This window comes from Bradyrhizobium sp. CCBAU 11386, assembly GCF_028128955.1.
Classification (GTDB): domain Bacteria; phylum Pseudomonadota; class Alphaproteobacteria; order Rhizobiales; family Xanthobacteraceae; genus Bradyrhizobium.
Genome location: NZ_LBKA01000189.1, coordinates 13,793 through 29,147 on the forward strand (window position 1 = coordinate 13,793; position 15,355 = coordinate 29,147).

12 protein-coding genes and 2 pseudogenes are annotated in these 15,355 nt (G+C 66.0%); 5 read left to right on the forward strand and 9 right to left on the reverse strand.

Going from position 1 to position 15,355, the window contains the following annotated elements:
* Positions 1 to 206: 206 nt before the first annotated feature.
* Positions 207 to 920 (reverse strand): annotated as a pseudogene (locus XI09_RS13070) (alpha/beta fold hydrolase).
* A 72-nt stretch (positions 921 to 992) separates the two neighbouring features.
* Positions 993 to 1,451 carry a DUF983 domain-containing protein gene (locus XI09_RS13075; RefSeq protein WP_271567215.1) on the reverse strand — a complete coding sequence of 153 codons (459 nt, stop codon included), beginning with the start codon at positions 1,449 to 1,451 and terminating at the stop codon, positions 993 to 995.
* Positions 1,452 to 1,500: 49 nt separating this feature from the next.
* On the opposite strand from XI09_RS13075, the gene XI09_RS13080 reads away from it, so the two are divergent.
* Together XI09_RS13080 and XI09_RS13085 are read left to right on the forward strand one after the other, a co-directional pair.
* A complete protein-coding gene (locus XI09_RS13080) occupies positions 1,501 to 2,871 on the forward strand; it encodes an aminotransferase-like domain-containing protein (RefSeq protein WP_271567203.1) in 1,371 nt (456 codons plus the stop codon).
* Positions 2,872 to 3,006: 135 nt separating this feature from the next.
* Positions 3,007 to 3,750 (forward strand): sulfite exporter TauE/SafE family protein, encoded by a 744-nt coding sequence (locus tag XI09_RS13085; protein WP_271567204.1) that lies wholly within the window; start codon positions 3,007 to 3,009, stop codon positions 3,748 to 3,750.
* Positions 3,751 to 3,783: 33 nt separating this feature from the next.
* On the opposite strand, the gene XI09_RS13090 is transcribed toward XI09_RS13085, so the two are convergent.
* The 4 genes from XI09_RS13090 to XI09_RS13105 form a co-directional block, all read right to left on the reverse strand.
* Complete coding sequence (locus XI09_RS13090; RefSeq protein ID WP_271567205.1) at positions 3,784 to 5,190, reverse strand: MATE family efflux transporter; 1,407 nt, start codon at positions 5,188 to 5,190, stop codon at positions 3,784 to 3,786.
* A gap of 58 nt (positions 5,191 to 5,248) precedes the next feature.
* Positions 5,249 to 7,048: an ABC transporter ATP-binding protein gene (locus XI09_RS13095; protein WP_271567206.1), complete on the reverse strand. Its 1,800-nt coding sequence runs from the start codon at positions 7,046 to 7,048 to the stop codon at positions 5,249 to 5,251.
* A 494-nt stretch (positions 7,049 to 7,542) separates the two neighbouring features.
* A complete protein-coding gene (locus XI09_RS13100; RefSeq protein ID WP_271567207.1) occupies positions 7,543 to 9,126 on the reverse strand; it encodes a DHA2 family efflux MFS transporter permease subunit in 1,584 nt (527 codons plus the stop codon).
* Positions 9,127 to 9,154: 28 nt separating this feature from the next.
* Positions 9,155 to 10,471, reverse strand: coding sequence for an HlyD family secretion protein (locus XI09_RS13105; RefSeq protein ID WP_271567208.1), 1,317 nt, complete (start codon positions 10,469 to 10,471; stop codon positions 9,155 to 9,157).
* Between the two features lie 194 nt (positions 10,472 to 10,665).
* Between XI09_RS13105 and XI09_RS13110 the strand changes: the two genes are divergently transcribed.
* A complete protein-coding gene (locus XI09_RS13110; RefSeq protein WP_271567209.1) occupies positions 10,666 to 11,301 on the forward strand; it encodes a TetR/AcrR family transcriptional regulator in 636 nt (211 codons plus the stop codon).
* Between the two features lie 55 nt (positions 11,302 to 11,356).
* The gene (locus tag XI09_RS13115; RefSeq protein ID WP_271567210.1) at positions 11,357 to 11,698 is read left to right on the forward strand and encodes a DUF6665 family protein; all 342 of its coding nucleotides are present in this window, start codon (positions 11,357 to 11,359) and stop codon (positions 11,696 to 11,698) included.
* Positions 11,699 to 11,716: 18 nt separating this feature from the next.
* Here XI09_RS13115 and XI09_RS13120 read toward each other — a convergent pair whose 3' ends face one another.
* The 3 genes from XI09_RS13120 to XI09_RS13130 all read right to left on the reverse strand — a co-directional run bounded on the left by XI09_RS13120 (position 11,717) and on the right by XI09_RS13130 (position 14,443).
* A complete protein-coding gene (locus tag XI09_RS13120) occupies positions 11,717 to 12,298 on the reverse strand; it encodes a histidine phosphatase family protein (protein ID WP_271567211.1) in 582 nt (193 codons plus the stop codon).
* A 103-nt stretch (positions 12,299 to 12,401) separates the two neighbouring features.
* Positions 12,402 to 13,613, reverse strand: coding sequence for an extensin-like domain-containing protein (locus XI09_RS13125; RefSeq protein ID WP_271567212.1), 1,212 nt, complete (start codon positions 13,611 to 13,613; stop codon positions 12,402 to 12,404).
* Positions 13,614 to 13,975: 362 nt separating this feature from the next.
* Positions 13,976 to 14,443, reverse strand: coding sequence for a DUF2147 domain-containing protein (locus tag XI09_RS13130; RefSeq protein ID WP_271567213.1), 468 nt, complete (start codon positions 14,441 to 14,443; stop codon positions 13,976 to 13,978).
* A 618-nt stretch (positions 14,444 to 15,061) separates the two neighbouring features.
* Between XI09_RS13130 and XI09_RS13135 the strand changes: the two are divergent.
* A pseudogene (locus XI09_RS13135) lies at positions 15,062 to 15,355 on the forward strand (DUF2147 domain-containing protein); the annotation flags it as partial.

Here is a 15,355-nt window from a genome sequence, read left to right on the forward strand (position 1 = left end):
GTGGTTTTCCGGTTCGCGTGAAGAAAACGCGTCTTGCTAAGGAAGCAACGAGGGGTTCGGTGTTAACGCGCCGAACCCTTCACCATTTTCACCGTCGTCATTCCGGGGCGTGCGCAGCACGAGCCCGGAATCCATCGAGCCGCAGAGTTGGTGGAGGAATGGATTCCGGGTTCTCGCTTCGCGAGCCCTGGAATGACGATTGTGAGTCAGGCGACGATCTCGTTCAACACGCCCATCAACGCCTCCGGCGCGGTGACATTCGGCGCATGACTCGCATCGAGCTCGAAATAGCGCCAGCCCTCCTCGCTCTTCGTGCGCTTCGCGAACTACCCGAACACGTCACCGGGCGGAATGCGCTTGCAATAGATGTAGCTGCGCGGCATCGCCGGCTCGCCATGGTCGAGCCTCAAGCTCGTCTCGAAACATTTGATCGGCATGGCGACGCGGCGCGCGTTGAGCCAGTCGAGATCGGCCTGCGGCGTATCCGATGGCGGCGGGTTCGGCGAGATGCGATAGCCGTCGGCGGAGGCCGCGGCCTTGCGCATCGGCTCGCGCCCGCTCTCGTTGAGATCGAACAGCGACTGGCCGTCGCGCGGCACGAAGGCGTCGAGATAGATCAGCTGCGTCACACGCTCGCGCACGCGGTCGGCAACGCCGGTCGCAACCATGCCGCCATAGCTATGGCCGAGCAGCACGATGTCGCGGAGATCCTCGAAGGCGATGACGTTGAGGATGTCCTGGATGTGCGTATCGAGATCGATCGCGGGACTTGCCAGATGCGAACGCTCGCCGAGCCCGGTATAGGTCGGCGCGACCAGACGGTGGCCCGCCTGCGCCATCAGCGGATGCATCTTCTTCCAGGCCCATCCGCCGGACCACGCGCCATGACAGAGCAGGAAGGTCTTCGCGCGTGCGGCCATCGGCGTTTCCATCGTTCTTGTTTGTACGATGGAGTGTAGCGGCCGCGCGCGCGATGTAAACGCCGGCGCCGCTCAGGCCGCGCGTGTATTCACTTTTGCGAGGACGAGCGCACCGGCCTCACGCCGCAACTTGCCAGCCTCAAAGCCATGCATGCCGATCTGCCATTGCAGGCCGACGATGGCGCCTTTGGTCGGTTGCAGCAACGCAAGCGACGCGAACAGCGTCACCGGCAGCCACACGGCCAATTGCAGCCAGACCGGCGGGGCATAGGCGGTCTCGACCGCGAGGATCGCCGGAACCACGAGATGGCCGACCACGACCATTACGAGATAGGCCGGAAAGTCATCGGCGCGCTGATGGAACAGTTCCTCGCCACAATGGTCGCAGCTGTCCGCCACTTTCAGGAAGCGTCCGAACATATGTCCTTCGCCGCAGTTCGGGCACTTGCCTCGAAAACCGCGCCACATCGCCTTTGCCAGGGAAACTGAACCGGTCGTCATGACGACACCTCTTCCGTTCTGATGATCCATACAATAATATCCTGCATCCATACATTCAAAGGATATGGGCCTAAATTGCATGGATTGGACCCCTACAATCTCGGAGCTGAGCGGGCCGCGTTACCAGCGCATCGTCGACGCCATGGAGGCCGACATCGCAGCCGGCCGGCTGGTGCGGGGCCAGCAGCTGCCGACGCAGCGCGCGCTCGCAAAGGCGCTCGACATCGACCTCACCACGGTGACGCGCGCCTACACCGAGGCGCGGCGCCGCGGGATTCTGGAGGCCCGCGTCGGCCAGGGCTCGTTCGTGTCGGAGACCAGCGCGCGCCGCGCGGTCGACTTGCCGCATCCCGTTGCGATCGACCTCTCGATGAACGTGCCGCCGCATCCACTGGAAGCGCAGCTCGACGAGCGCATCATCGCCGGGATGGAAGCCATCCGCGCGCAATCGGGGTTGACCGCGTTCCTGAACTACCAGCCACCCGGCGGCAGCGCGCATGAGCGCGAGGTCGCGGCGCGCTGGATGCGCGCGCGTGTCCCGCACGCGCACGCCGACCGGCTCGTGATCTTTCCCGGCGCGCAGACCATCCTGTTCAACCTGCTCGCCCATCTCGCGCGGCCCGGCGACACCGTGCTCACGGAAGCGCTCACCTTCCCCGGCATCAAGGCCGCCGCGGCGCGGCTCGGCATCAAGCTCGTCGGCGTCGCCATGGATGACGGCGGCATCCTGCCCGATGCGCTCGCAAAGGCCTGCCGCGCGCACAGACCGAAAGCCGTCTACCTCATCCCGACGCTGCACAATCCGACCACGGCGACACTTTCCGCCGAGCGGCGCGGCGCCATCGCAAGGATCATCCGCGATGCCGACACCACGCTGATCGAGGACGACGCCTACGGGCTGCTCGACCGCTCGGCAGCGCCGATCGCCAACCTCATTCCGGAGCGGACCTATCTGGCCACCACGCTGTCAAAATGCATCGCACCGGCACTGCGGGTCGCTTATCTCGTGGCCCCCGACAACGCCGCGCAGCAGGAGATGCGTTCTTGTTTGCAGGCCACCGTGCAGATGCCGGCGCCGCTGATGGTTGCGCTGGTGACGCATTGGCTCGAGACCGGCATCGCCGATCGCATCATCACCGCCATTCGCAACGAGGCGGTGGGCCGCCAGCAACTCGCGCAGCGCGCACTGAAAGGCTTTCAATTCCTGGCCAAGCCCGCCGCCCATCATCTGTGGCTGCGTCTGCCGGAGGGCCGCCCCGATGTCGCGGCGCATCTGCTACGGAATGGTCTTGCGGTCGTGGCCGGCGATGCCTTCACCATCGACGGGACGCCGCCGCATGCGGCCCGTGTCTCGCTGGGCGCGGCACGCAACAGGGCGGAATTGACGGAAGCACTGCGCATCCTGGTCAGCGCGCTGCGCGAGCCCGCCGACATCAGGCAGATCGTCTAGAGCATGATCCGGAAAAGCCCGACGCCGCAGACCACGCCTGCGCGCAGTATGGATTGACCTGCACGGCCGCAGCCGTGCTATGCGGGCGGTGGCGATCGACAGCTCGGGATTGCCGGTGGCGACAAGGACAATCCGTTGGAAACCTACGCTTACGCGCTGCTGCTGCTCGGTGCATTGGCCGGCGGCTTCGTCTCGGGCCTGGCCGGGTTCGGCACGGCGCTGATGGCGCTCGGCATCTGGCTCTATGTCCTGCCGCCCTCGCTCGCGGTGCCCCTGGTGCTGATCTGCTCGGTGATCGCGCAGACCTCGACGCTGCCGTCAATGTGGAAGAGCTTCGACCTCTCGCTGGTCTGGCCCTTCCTGATCGGGGGACTGATCGGGGTGCCGCTCGGAACCATGTTGGTCGCCTCCGCCGATCCCAAAGTGTTCAAGCTGAGCATCGGCGTGCTGCTGCTGATCTTCTCGAGCGCGCTCTATCTGAACAAGAGGCCGCTCGCCATCACGTTCGGCGGCCGGATCGCCGACGGCGCGATCGGTTTTGCCGGCGGCATTCTTGGCGGACTTGCTGGACTCTCCGGGCCGCTGCCGATCCTGTGGGCCAATATCCGCGGTTGGAACAAGCACGAGCGGCGCGGCATCTTCCAGCTCTTCAATTTCACCGTGCTCGCGACCGCGCTGGTGTTGCAGGCGGCGTCGGGCCTCGTCGCGTTCAAGGTGGTCTGGCTCGCGCTGGTCGCGTTTCCCGGCACGTTGATCGGCGCATGGGCCGGCGCACGCGTCTATCACGCGCTGAGCGACAAGCACTTTGGCGATGTCGTGCTCGGTCTGCTGTTCCTGTCGGGGCTCGGCCTCGTCTGGAACAGCCTTGGTGCGCATTAGACCTTCCTTGCGTCGGCAGGTCTTGAGCCGTCGCTACGCGGGCGCACGCGCGGGAGGCGCGACAGGCTCAGCTTCCACTTGCTCCGGGGCCGCGTCCTGCGGGGGCGCCGCCAGGCGTTTGCCGAATTCGCGGTGTAACAACCACAAGCTCAGCGCGGCCTGGAGCGTCGTCGCCGCGATCGACAGGTACCAGACGTACTCCATGCGGAAGCCCGGACGCGTCGAGAGCCAGATCGCCGGCAGCGAATAGGTGAAGACGCGCGTCGCCGAGCTCAGGAGCACCGGCTTGGTATTGCCGAGGCCCTGGAACATGCTCGAGCAGGTGAAGATCAGGCCCTGTGCCACCATGTTGAGCGAGATGATCCGCAGGAACAGGAAGGCGATCGCCATCGTCTCCCGGTCGTTCGAGAATCCGGCGAGCAGCAGCTCCGGCTTCAGCTGCGCAATGCACATGAAGCCGATCATCACGACGGTGGTGATCAATGCCGCCTTGACGAAGGTGTCCCGCACCCGCGCGCCCTTTCCGGCGCCGACGTTCTGGCCGGCGATCGGCCCGGTGGCGAGCGCAATCGCAAGCGCCGGCATCTGGATCAGGGCCAGGACGCGCTGTCCGATGCCGAAGCCCGCCTGCGCCGCTGCGCCGAAATCGCGCAGCACGTAGTAGACCACCGCCATGAAGATGAACATCATCGCGAACTCGCCGCCGGCCGGCAGGCCGACATTGAGGATGCGCTTGAGGTGGCGCGGCTGCGGACGCCACTGCGCCCGATTGAAGGCGACATAGCGCTCGACCTTGCGGAAATACGCCAGCAGCACCAGAACGCCGATCGCCACGGCAATCGAGCTCGCCAGCCCCGCACCGGCAACACCGAGCGCGTAGCCCGTTCCCCAGCCCGAGATCAGCACCGGCGCCAGCGCGATGTTGATGACGACCGCGAGCACCCGCACGAACATCGCGGGGCCCACGATGCCGGTCGCACGCAGCCCCGATGCCAGCACTTGCATGGCGAATTCCAGCGCGAGCGCCGGCATGAACCACAGCAGATAAGTGGTCCCCGCCTCGATCGTGGCCTGGTCCGCCGCGATCGCGCGCATGTAGGGACGCGACAGCGCCGCGCCCATGACCAGGGTCAACAGGCCGAACAGCACCGACAGCGCGATCGCCTGGTTGAAGATCAAATTGGCATCCGGCCGATCCTTGCGTCCCACGGCATGCGCGATCAGCGCCACCGTGCCGACGCCGAGCACCTGCATCAGCGCGTTGATGAGAAAGCCGGCGTTGCCCGCCGCGGCGACGCCCGCGACGGCCGCATCGCCCAGTCCCGAGACGAAATAGAGATCGACCAGCTGGCAGATCATGATCGTGACCATGCCGACCATGATCGGCGGTGCCATGGCCAGGATGTGTCTCACGATGGAGCCGTTCGTCAGGTCTTTCATCTCATTCCATCCTTAGGCCACGTGACGGCGAGACTTTCGTCCCGCCGCCGCGCGCCTCTTATTCCGCTGCTGCCAGTCGTCCGAGCTCCACCACCTGGCGCTCGAACAGGCCGCGATAGATGCCCCCTGGCTTGCCCGCGAGCACGGCGTGGGTGCCCTGCTCGACGATCTCGCCGCGGTCGAACACGAGGATCCGATCGAGACTGCGCACCGTCGACAGCCGGTGCGCGATCACGATCGAGGTGCGGCCCTTCATCAGCCGCTCCATCGCCTGCTGGATCAGCGCCTCGGATTCCGAATCGAGGCTCGACGTCGCCTCGTCCAGGATCAGCACCGGCGCGTCCGCCAGGAAGGCGCGCGCCAGCGCCACGCGCTGCCGCTCGCCGCCCGACAGTTTCACACCGCGCTCGCCGACGAGCGTGCCGTAGCCCTTGGGCAGACGCAGGATGAAGTCGTGCGCATTGGCCAGCCGCGCCGCCTGCTCGATCGCCTCGAGGCTGGCGCCGGGCCGGCCATAGGCGATGTTCTCGGCGAGCGAGCGGTGAAACAGGATCGGGTCCTGCTGCACGATCGCGATCTGGCTGCGCAGCGATTGCTGCGTGGCCTTCGCGATGTCCTGGCCGTCGATCAGGATGCGGCCGCCCGAGACGTCGTAGAGCCGCTGCACCAGCTTGACGAAAGTGGTCTTGCCGGAGCCGGAGCGGCCGACCAGGCCGACCCGTTCGCCGGCGCGGATCGTGACCGACAGGCCGTCGTACAGCGGCGCGCGATGGCCGCCGTAGTGGAACGTGACATCGTCGAACACGATCTCGCCGCCCTCGACCGCGATCGGCCGCGCGTCCGGCGCATCGACGATCCCGATCGGCTCGTCATGGATGGCCACCAGCTCGTCCATGTCGTTGACCGAGCGCTGGAGGTTGTTGATGTGCATGCCGACGTCGCGCAAGTACGCGTGGATGACGTAGTAGCTGGTCAGCACATAGGTGACGTCGCCCGGCGAGGCATGCCCGGAGATCCACAGCAGCACCGAGCCGCCGATCACGGAGGCGCGCAAGGCCAGCAGCAGCGCGAGCTGCGCCATGGCCGTGTAATTGTAGCGGAACCAGGTTCGCCGCACGCGCACGCGCCAGCGCTTGATGACGCGGGCGAGCCGCGCATCTTCCCGCGCTTCCGCGCCGAAGGACTTCACCACCGCGTTGCAGGTCAGCGCATCCGCCAGCGTGCCGCCGACCTTGGTGTCCCAGGCATTGGAGATCCGCGCGGCCGGCGCAATGTAGCGCGTCGAGAACAGCACCGTCATCGTGACATAGAAAAGCGCGCCGAGCGCGATCACCACGCCGAGCGAGGCCCAGTGCACGCCGAGCAGGACCATCGACCCGATCAGTACGACCAGCGAGGGCAGCAGCGCCAGCAGGATGGTGTCGTTCAGCAGGTCGAGCGCCCACATGCCGCGCGTGACCTTGCGCACGGTCGAGCCCGCAAAGGAGTTGGCGTGCCAGTCGGTCGAGAAGCGCTGCACGCGCGTGAACGCACCCTCGGCGACCTCGGACATGATCTTCAGCGTGAACGGCACGATCGCCTGAAGGCCTACCAGCCGCAGCACCATCGAGGCCGCGCCGAGCGCGACGATCCCGCCGAATGCGACGAGCGCTGCGTGGCGCGCATCGGGATCGGACGGCCCGCGCGTCAAGGCGTCGATCAGGTGCCCCGAGAACACCGGCATGAACAGGTCGGCCACAGTGGCACCCAGCAGGCCGCCGGCCACGACGAGGCCGCGCCCCGGCTGCTTCAGCCAGTGCCGGAACACGAAGGGCAGCACCACGCGAATCGCCGCGGGCTTGTTTGACAGAGCGGTCATGACATCATCCGGCCGCCTTGCGCGCGGGCCGGCTCCATCGATGGACGCAGGACAGCCGCGAGGGCCGAGACAGCGTCAGCTAAAGGTGGCTTTGGGTTGGGAAGTCGGACGATCGGGACCTGGAGCCCAATCGAAGCTGGCGGAAAGGGCCTCTAGGAGGCCGAGCACATACCGAGCCAGAGCATCATCGAGCGCGGGCGTACGATCTGCGAATGCGACGAAATCATGCAAATCCCTCCCGGTTCGATTGAATGAGATGCGCTTTATAGATGTGTCGTTTGCGGTTTGCAACGGGGCTCGCGCGAGATCACGAACGAGTGTTGCAATTTGGTTCGCGGGTGCCCTGGTCGGCGTCGCCGCCGCCTCAAGCTCCGCCGTCATGCCCCGCGAAGGCGGGGCATCCAGTACGCCGCGGCCTCTCGGTTCAATCACAACTGCCTCGGCGTACTGGATCGCCCGGTCAAGCCGGGCGATGACAGCTCGTAGTTAGTTGCCTAATGCGCGTCGCCGCCGCCGGTCAGCGAGGCCGGCTTGTTCAGGAGCGTGACCAGCAGGCTGAGGCCGAGATAGAACAGCGTCAGCATGAAGAAGGCGTCGCCAAAGCTCATCACCACGGCCTGACGGTGCACCAGCTGCGAGAGCTGCTTCATCGCCATCAGCGTGGAATCGCCGAGGCCCTGAAACTTCTGCATGAACATGGTCAGGGTTTCGGTCGCGGTCGCATTGCCCCAGGTCACGCGCTCCTGGAGGCGCGTGATGTGCAGGTCGGTGCGGTCGTTGAGCACGGTGTTGATGACGGCGAGGCCCACGGCGCCGCCGAGATTGCGCATCAGGTTGAACAGGCCCGATGCGTTCTTCACCCTGTCGGGCGCCAGCGTGCCGAGCGCGATGTTGTTGGTCGGCACCATCGCGAACATCATGCCGACGCCGCGCAGGATCTGCGGCACCAGCAGCTCGTAGAAATCGTAGTCGCGCGTGATCCAGGTCATCTGGTAGGAGCCGATCGCGAACACGACGAGGCCGAAGGCGATCATGTAGCGCATGTCGAGCTTCACCATCAGCCGGCCGACCAGCGGCGCGACCAGGAACATGGTGATGCCGGAGACGAACATGGTCTCGCCGATCATCAGCGCGCTGTAGCCGCGCACCTCGGCGAGATAGCGCGGATAGATGTAGGTCAGGCCGTAGAGGCCGATGCCGATGCAGAACTGCAGGAGGCAGCCGATGGCGAAATTGCGGTTGGAGAAGGTGCGCAGATTCACGATCGGCTCGGCCGCCGTGAAGACGCGCCAGAAGAAGGCGATCGCCGAGATCGCGCAGATCCAGGCGCAGATCGCGACCGAGGTGTCCTGCATCCATTCATATTGCGGGCCTTCCTCCAGCACATATTCCAGCGTGCCGAGGAAGCCGGCCATGAAGAGCAGGCCCCACCAGTCGAAGCGGTCGAGCAGTTCGAAATGCGGCTCGTCGAAGTCCACCAGCGCCAGCACGCCGACGGTGATGGCGACGCCGGGCACGACGTTGATGAAGAACAGCCAGTTCCACGACATCAGATCGGTAATGTAGCCGCCGACGGTCGGCCCGATCGTGGGAGCCAGGGTCGCGACGAGCCCGATGATGGGACCGACGATGTGGAATTTGGAGCGCGGGAACACGGTGTAGGCCGAGGCGAACACGGTCGGGATCATTCCGGCGCCGAGAAAGCCCTGGAGCGCGCGCCAGAGGATCATCTCCTCGATGGTGGTGGCGAAGCCGCAGAGCAGGCTCGAGGCGGTGAAGCCCGCGGCCGAGATCGCGAACAACAGCCGCGTGCCGAACGCACGCGACAGGAAGCCCGACAGCGGGATCGCGATGACTTCGGCAATCAGATAGGCGGTCTGGACCCAGGAGACTTCGCTCGAGCTCGCCGACAGGCCGGCCTGGATTTCACTGAGGGACGCCGAGACGATCTGGATGTCCAGGATCGACATGAACATCCCGAACACCATGATGATGAAGGCGAACAGCCGCTTCGGCGCGATGCGTTCCGAAGCGGGGGCCGCCATCAAGGCAGGTGAAGCAGTCGTGGCGTTCGCCATGGTCTGACCTCGCAGCGCTCGGGTGCGCTTACTGCGGATGGATCATGGTGGGATCGTCGAGATCGACCTCGCTGTCGGCGTCGGCCGCGCCCTTGTTGGTGTCGACGCTCGCATAGACCGACATGCCGGCGCGGAGCAGGTTCTGCTTCGCCACCGACTTCGGCACGCGGATGCGGACCGGCACGCGCTGCACGATCTTGGTGAAGTTGCCGGTGGCGTTGTCGGGCGGCAGCAGCGTGAACACCGAGCCCGCGCCGGCCGCGATGCTGTCGACGACGCCGGAGAACTTGCGCATGCCATAGGCATCGACCTTGATCGTCACCGGCTGGCCGGGACGGATGCGCTTGAGCTGCGTTTCCTTGAAGTTGGCGTCGATATAGACGTCGTCGAGCGGCACGACATTGCCGAGCCGCTGGCCGACCGCGACGAAGTCGCCGGCGCTGACCAGGCGGTTCGAGAACGTGCCGCCAACCGGCGCGCGCACCGCGGTGAAGGCGAGATCGCGCTCGGCCTTGGCGAGCGAGGTCTTGAGCTCGGCAAGCTGGGCCTGGGCTTCGGCCTGCTGCGCCTTGGTGACGTCGACGTTGCTGACGGCGACGTCATAGGCGGCCTGCGCGGCCTTGACCGCGGCGGCGCCCTGGTCGCGTCCGGCTTCAGAGCTCTCGAAGGTGGCGCGCGAGGCAAATCCCTTGCTGCTCAGCGCCTGCTGACGCTCATAATCGAGATCGGCCCGCTTGAGGCCTGCTTCGGCCGAGACGAGCTGTGCCTTGGCCTGCGCAACCTGGCTCTCGAGCGCCGCGACCTGGCGGCGGATGCGATCGATGGTCGCCTGCTGGGTCGCGATCCTGGTCGCGGCGGCGTCGACTGCGATCTTGTAGTCGCCGTCGTCGATGCGGAAGATGACGTCGCCGGCGCGCACCGTCGTGTTGTCGCCGGCAAGGATCGAGGAAATGTGGCCGGCAACGCGCGCGCCGAGCATGGTGTTGTTGGCGCGGACATAGGCGTCGTCGGTGGCGATGTAGAAGCGCCCGACCAGCGTGTAATAGCCGGCATAGCTGGCTGCCGCGAGCGCCAGCACCAGACCGACGCCCATCAGGACGAATTTGCGCTTGCCGGATTTCGGCGTGCCGCTGGCAGCGGGCGCGTCTGCTCCCGGCGCGGCCGGCTTGTCGGTCACGGGCTTCTCCGGCGCCTCGCTGCGGCGCTTGGTTTCCTCGACCACATGGGAGCGCAGCTGCTCGGCGAGAACAGCGGACGCCTCGGTCGCAGGTTCACCGTTCGCCGAATTCGTCTCCACCGCTTCCTGGCGAAGGACGCGCGCAGCCTGATCTCTCGATACGGCCATAAAGGCCTCCCCAAAAAAAACGCGATGAAGGACGGCCGCCTGCGGCGTGTTCCCCTCGCTTATCCCAAATATCATTGACCGAACGGTTCGGTCAATATAGATAATATCCCGCATCGGACCCTACTGGCCCGAATCCTTTATTTGCGTTTCATAGTTCGGCACCTCGTCCCAAAACCTTCCGAGACCCTGAACCAATGGTTGTAGCCGGCCGCGAACATCTGCACGTCCTCCAAGAGGAGGACAGCTCCAAGCGCCGCCAGATCCTGGACGGGGCCCGCAAGGTGTTCATGGATCTCGGCTTCGACGGCGCCAGCATGGGCGAGATCGCGCGCGCGGCGCAGGTCTCCAAGGGCACGCTCTATGTCTACTTCGCCGACAAATGTGCGCTGTTCGAAGCCATCCTCGAGCAGGAGGCGCTCCAGTACGGCCAGGTCGTGTTCAACTTCGATCCCGCCCGCGACGCCGAGACCACGCTCAAGGAGTTCGGCCGGGCCTATATCCATCTGCTCTGCCGGCCGGGCGGCGGATCGGCGATCCGCACCGTGATGGCGATCGCCGAGCGCATGCCCGATGTCGGCCGCCGCTACTATGCGCGGGTGCTGGACAAGACCATCAACCGCCTCTCCGATTATCTCAAAACCCATGCCGCCTCCGGCGATCTCACGATCGACGATTGCGATCTTGCCGCCTCGCAGTTCATGGAACTGTGCAAGGCCTCGCTCTTCCTGCCCTTCGTCTTCCAGGCGGCGCCTGCGCCGTCGGAAGAGCGCATGACCGAGGTGGTCGACAGCGCGACGCGGATGTTTCTGGCGGCGTACCGGGCGAAGTAACGGCAAGCACGCCACGCGTTGCGCATGCCGGTCTCGCCGCATTATATTTGCGGCCATGTCCCGTGATCTTCGCCCGCCTGTCGATATCCTCCATTATGAGATCGTCCAGGAACAGGCCTCAGCGCTTGGACGGATGGGCCGCGCACTCGAACAGAGCCTTGCGCGTTTGCGCGAGTTCGACGCCGCCCACGCGGCCTCGGGGACGCCGGCCTCGATGCATCCGGCCAGGCGCAAGCTGGTGATGGAAGCCGGCCAGGCGCTCTGGATGTTCGTGGTGCAACGTGAGGCGACCGGCTTGCGCGACAGCCGCCATATCATGCGGACCTACAACGTCCCGGGCGAGGTGCAGCTGTGCATGGGGCTGGTCCCCGCACCGTCGAAGCCGGCTTCGACATGACTCTCGGACTGCGCAGAGCTACGATCTGATCTCTTCCATCTTGCGCCAGCCGTGCACGATGTTCCGCCCGTCACGCGTGAACGCGAAGACGTGGCCTCCACCCGCGGGCTGATCGTGGACGCGATCGATGCGCTGGCCGGCGATGTGGCAGAACAGCAGCGTGCCGACGGCGCCGTGGCCGACGAAGAGAACATCGCCATGACAGATGCGGGCCAGCACCGCCTCGGCCTCGCGCACGATGCGCGCCTGCGCATCCACGGCGCGCTCCCAGCCGCGAACGCTGAGATGCGGCTGCGCAAAGAATTGATCGGCGACCGCTTCGAATTCGGCCGGCTTCAGGAAGCCGGTCGCCGAGCGGTCGTTCTCGTGCATGGCCTCGCGGATGTCGATCATGATGCCGAGCCGGCCGGCGATGATCTCGGCGGCCTCGACCGCCTTGCGCTCGCCGCTTGAGATGACCTGCGTGGTGCTCGCGAGCCAGCCGGCGTGCGCCACCGCCTCGGTGCGCGTTCGACCAATCAGGCTGAGGCCCCATTGCGGCACAGGCACGTCAGGATCGATCTGTACCTGCGGGTGGGTGAGATAGCGGACGATGGACATGTCGATTGACGCAATCGTAGCCCGCATGAGCGCAGCGATATGCGGGAATTCTGTTCCCGGATATCGCTGCGCTCATCCGGGCTACAAGAGAAGCTGCGCGCGCCTAATCGTCAGCGTACTCGTCCTCTTCCTGCTTCCGCGTGCTCTTGCGCGTTCCGAGCGAGCCGGTGACATAGGGATCGCGCCTGCCCGCGTAAGGATTGCGCTGCTGGGCGCGCCCGGCGACCTCTTCGCCGGAGACGGCGGCCGGCTGGCAGATCAGGCGACGGCTGGCGCGGCGCATCAGGTCGACGTGGATGTGATCGTAGTGATAGACGTTGGAGCCCGGCGCGAGCACCGTGGTGAAATGCGCGCAGGCACCGGATTGCACGTCGCGCAAAAATCCCTGCTCTTCCGGCATGCCGCGCCAGCCATCCTTCACCGTGACACGGCGGCCGTCGGCGAGCACGAAGGCGGAAATGTCGAGCGCGTTGCCGAAGGCGTGCTCGGAGATGTGGGCATGCGAGTTGCCGTTCATGCCACGGCAGGAATAGGCGGAGATCTGCTTGATCTCGGCGACGCGCACGCCAAACCAGCGCATGGCCGAGGGCTGCACGGTGTCGGCGAGCCAACGGTCGAGCTCGGACACGATCGGACAGGCCAGCGTCGCGGTCGGCTTGATCGCAACGGGACCGACGGCGGTGACCGGATTGCCCTGCGCGGGACCAAGGCGCGGCAGCGGCTGCTGCGCGGGCGCCTGCGAATAAGGTGCGGGACCGGGCTGCCGCGCCGGATAGCTCGGCGCATTCATGTAGCGCGCCGCACCCGCGGCATCGGTGCCCTCGGGCGGCAGATCGATCTCGTCTTCCTGCGGCGCCACGCCGGGCGCGTTCAGTGACATCGGTCCGGACGAGGCGCCATAACCGGACGGCTGGCGCACCGCGTTCTCGGGATAGTTCGGGCGTTGCGGATAAGAGGATGCCGGATAGGCCTGGCCCTGCGGATAATTCGATCGCGGCTGTGTCACCGGCCAGCGCGGCTGGTTGCCGACATTGCCCGGCGGGCGCAGTTCCTCGTCGGCAAAGCCGTAGCTGCTCGAGGGCTCGCCGATGGCGGCGACCTTGAGCGGAAACTCCGCGCCGCAGCTGCCGGGCCCGGAGATCGGGTCGATGCGGACGATGTCCGCACTTTCTTTGACCGCGCCGGATTTCAGGCATGCGGCTTCCGCCTCGGCCCGCCACGGTTCACGTTCGGCCTGGAAGAAGCCGCGTCCGCAACCCGCTAGCGAAACAAGGACGATGGAGCCGACGAGATACAAACGAACTCCGCGCGTCATGCGCGCACGTTCGGTGAATTTACTTAAAGACTCTTCAACGTGTTGATTTCAGCCTTCCTTAACCATGCCGGGCCCGGCCGCGCGACGGCGCCTGGAGATGAGCGACAGCGAGGCTGACTTTTTCGCAAGGAGACTTTCTGTTAAGTATGACGATCGGGCGCAGGGCGCGCGAGCAGCGGGACATGCTTCAGCGGAACATCCCAGGGAGCAACGGCATGACGTTTGCCGGGAGACTTAGCGTTATCACCGCGTACCTCGCCATGGCCTTCGTCGGCGCCATCGTGCTCGGCATGATCTAGCGGCCATCGATCAACCACACCGGAGACCGCTTACCCTCCCCTGGAGGTAAGGCGAGCGCAACGCTACGACCGCGCGCCCCACTGGCGCGACGTCGTAACCACCTGCTCCTGCGGCTCCTCAACACGCACCCAGTCGTTGCCCGAGCACCAGAAGTGGCCGAGCGCGCAGGCCTCGACGTAGAGCTTGCCGGCGCTCTTCAGCGTCATCCTCGCATAATAGGTGTTGCCGGTGGAGCGGCTGTAGATGCTGCCGGTCCAGACGTCGTGCGATTTCTGCTTCATGTTGACGAGCACGCTCTCGCCCCTGCTCGACGCCTCGGTCAGCGCATAGCCGCATAGCGCGGAGCCGCAGCGTTCGATGCGGACCGTGCCCTTGGCGCCGTCGCTTTCCCACTGCCCGAGCGGCATGCCGGGCGACTCGTCGTCACTGCGCTGTGCGATCGTCGTGGCCGGCGTGATCTCGGGCCTCGGCGCGACGACCGGCGGCTCCATGCGCGGTGGATCGAGTGCGATCGCCTTCGGCGGATCCACGCGCGACAGCTCAACCCGTGGCGGATTGGGGCTGAGTGCCTCGCTCCTTGGTGCCTCCGGTCTTGGCGCCGGCGGCAGCACAACGGGCTGCGACGTCGTCGCGGCGACGAGGGGGGCGCAGGTAGCGGCGCGGCCGCAATCGCCTGTGGCGGCCGGGCCGGGGTTGCCGGATAGGCCGGCTGCGGCGCCTGGACCACCGGCGATGGGACGGGCGGAACGGGTGTCGTGGCGACGTCCTCCGCCGGCCGAAGACTGCGGTTGGCGGAAATCGAGACGCAGGAAGCGGATCGGCAATTCCTGGGCGCCTCGACATGGAACCGATGGCCGCCGATCGAGAACGCGTAGGAGCCGGCCTGGGCTGAAGGCGCAACCGCCAGCAGCGCGATCAAAGTGCCAAGCGAAGTCGCAAGCCGCGTCATCGGCGCCTCCCTCTCCTCTGTCGCGACGACGTTACGCGGGATGAACTGCGGCTGAATTTGCGCTGGCTCACCCAAGCGCGCGCGAGCCATTGTGACGTCTATCACGGAAGGCGGGACGGGCGCGGCGTAGGGTCGAACCACGCTTCATCCACCAGCGACTTCAGTCCATATCGGGACCACGCATTTCTCGGAGGTTGTCATGAACAAGCTCACCATCGCCGCCACCGCACTCTTCCTCGCTTCGACCGCAGCCGCGCATGCCGGCAATTCGATCTCGTTCCAGATCGAGGGCCAGCACATCCGCATCGAGACGCCGCGCAACTGCGCCTCGCTCAACTGCGTGACCATCGTCGCGCCGGGCCTGTCGGACAAGCCGATCAAGCTGAACAACATCAACCTCAAGGGCCTTGGCTCCAAGGACGACGACGTCGACACCACGCCGGCTCCGGCCACCACCACCGCGCAGCCCGCGCCGGCTCCGGTGCAGCAGCAG

What these genes read in the sequence shown, in the direction of transcription:
- XI09_RS13095 (WP_271567206.1), bottom strand. Translation starts at nt 7,048, where the DNA reads ATGACCGCTCTGTCAAACAAGCCCGCGGCGATTCGCGTGGTGCTGCCC.
- XI09_RS13120 (WP_271567211.1), bottom strand. Translation starts at nt 12,298, where the DNA reads ATGTCCATCGTCCGCTATCTCACCCACCCGCAGGTACAGATCGATCCT.
- XI09_RS13100 (WP_271567207.1), bottom strand. Translation starts at nt 9,126, where the DNA reads ATGGCGAACGCCACGACTGCTTCACCTGCCTTGATGGCGGCCCCCGCT.
- XI09_RS13090 (WP_271567205.1), bottom strand. Translation starts at nt 5,190, where the DNA reads ATGAAAGACCTGACGAACGGCTCCATCGTGAGACACATCCTGGCCATG.
- XI09_RS13105 (WP_271567208.1), bottom strand. Translation starts at nt 10,471, where the DNA reads ATGGCCGTATCGAGAGATCAGGCTGCGCGCGTCCTTCGCCAGGAAGCG.
- XI09_RS13115 (WP_271567210.1), top strand. Translation starts at nt 11,357, where the DNA reads ATGTCCCGTGATCTTCGCCCGCCTGTCGATATCCTCCATTATGAGATC.
- XI09_RS13080 (WP_271567203.1), top strand. Translation starts at nt 1,501, where the DNA reads ATGGATTGGACCCCTACAATCTCGGAGCTGAGCGGGCCGCGTTACCAG.
- XI09_RS13125 (WP_271567212.1), bottom strand. Translation starts at nt 13,613, where the DNA reads ATGACGCGCGGAGTTCGTTTGTATCTCGTCGGCTCCATCGTCCTTGTT.
- XI09_RS13110 (WP_271567209.1), top strand. Translation starts at nt 10,666, where the DNA reads ATGGTTGTAGCCGGCCGCGAACATCTGCACGTCCTCCAAGAGGAGGAC.
- XI09_RS13075 (WP_271567215.1), bottom strand. Translation starts at nt 1,451, where the DNA reads ATGGATCATCAGAACGGAAGAGGTGTCGTCATGACGACCGGTTCAGTT.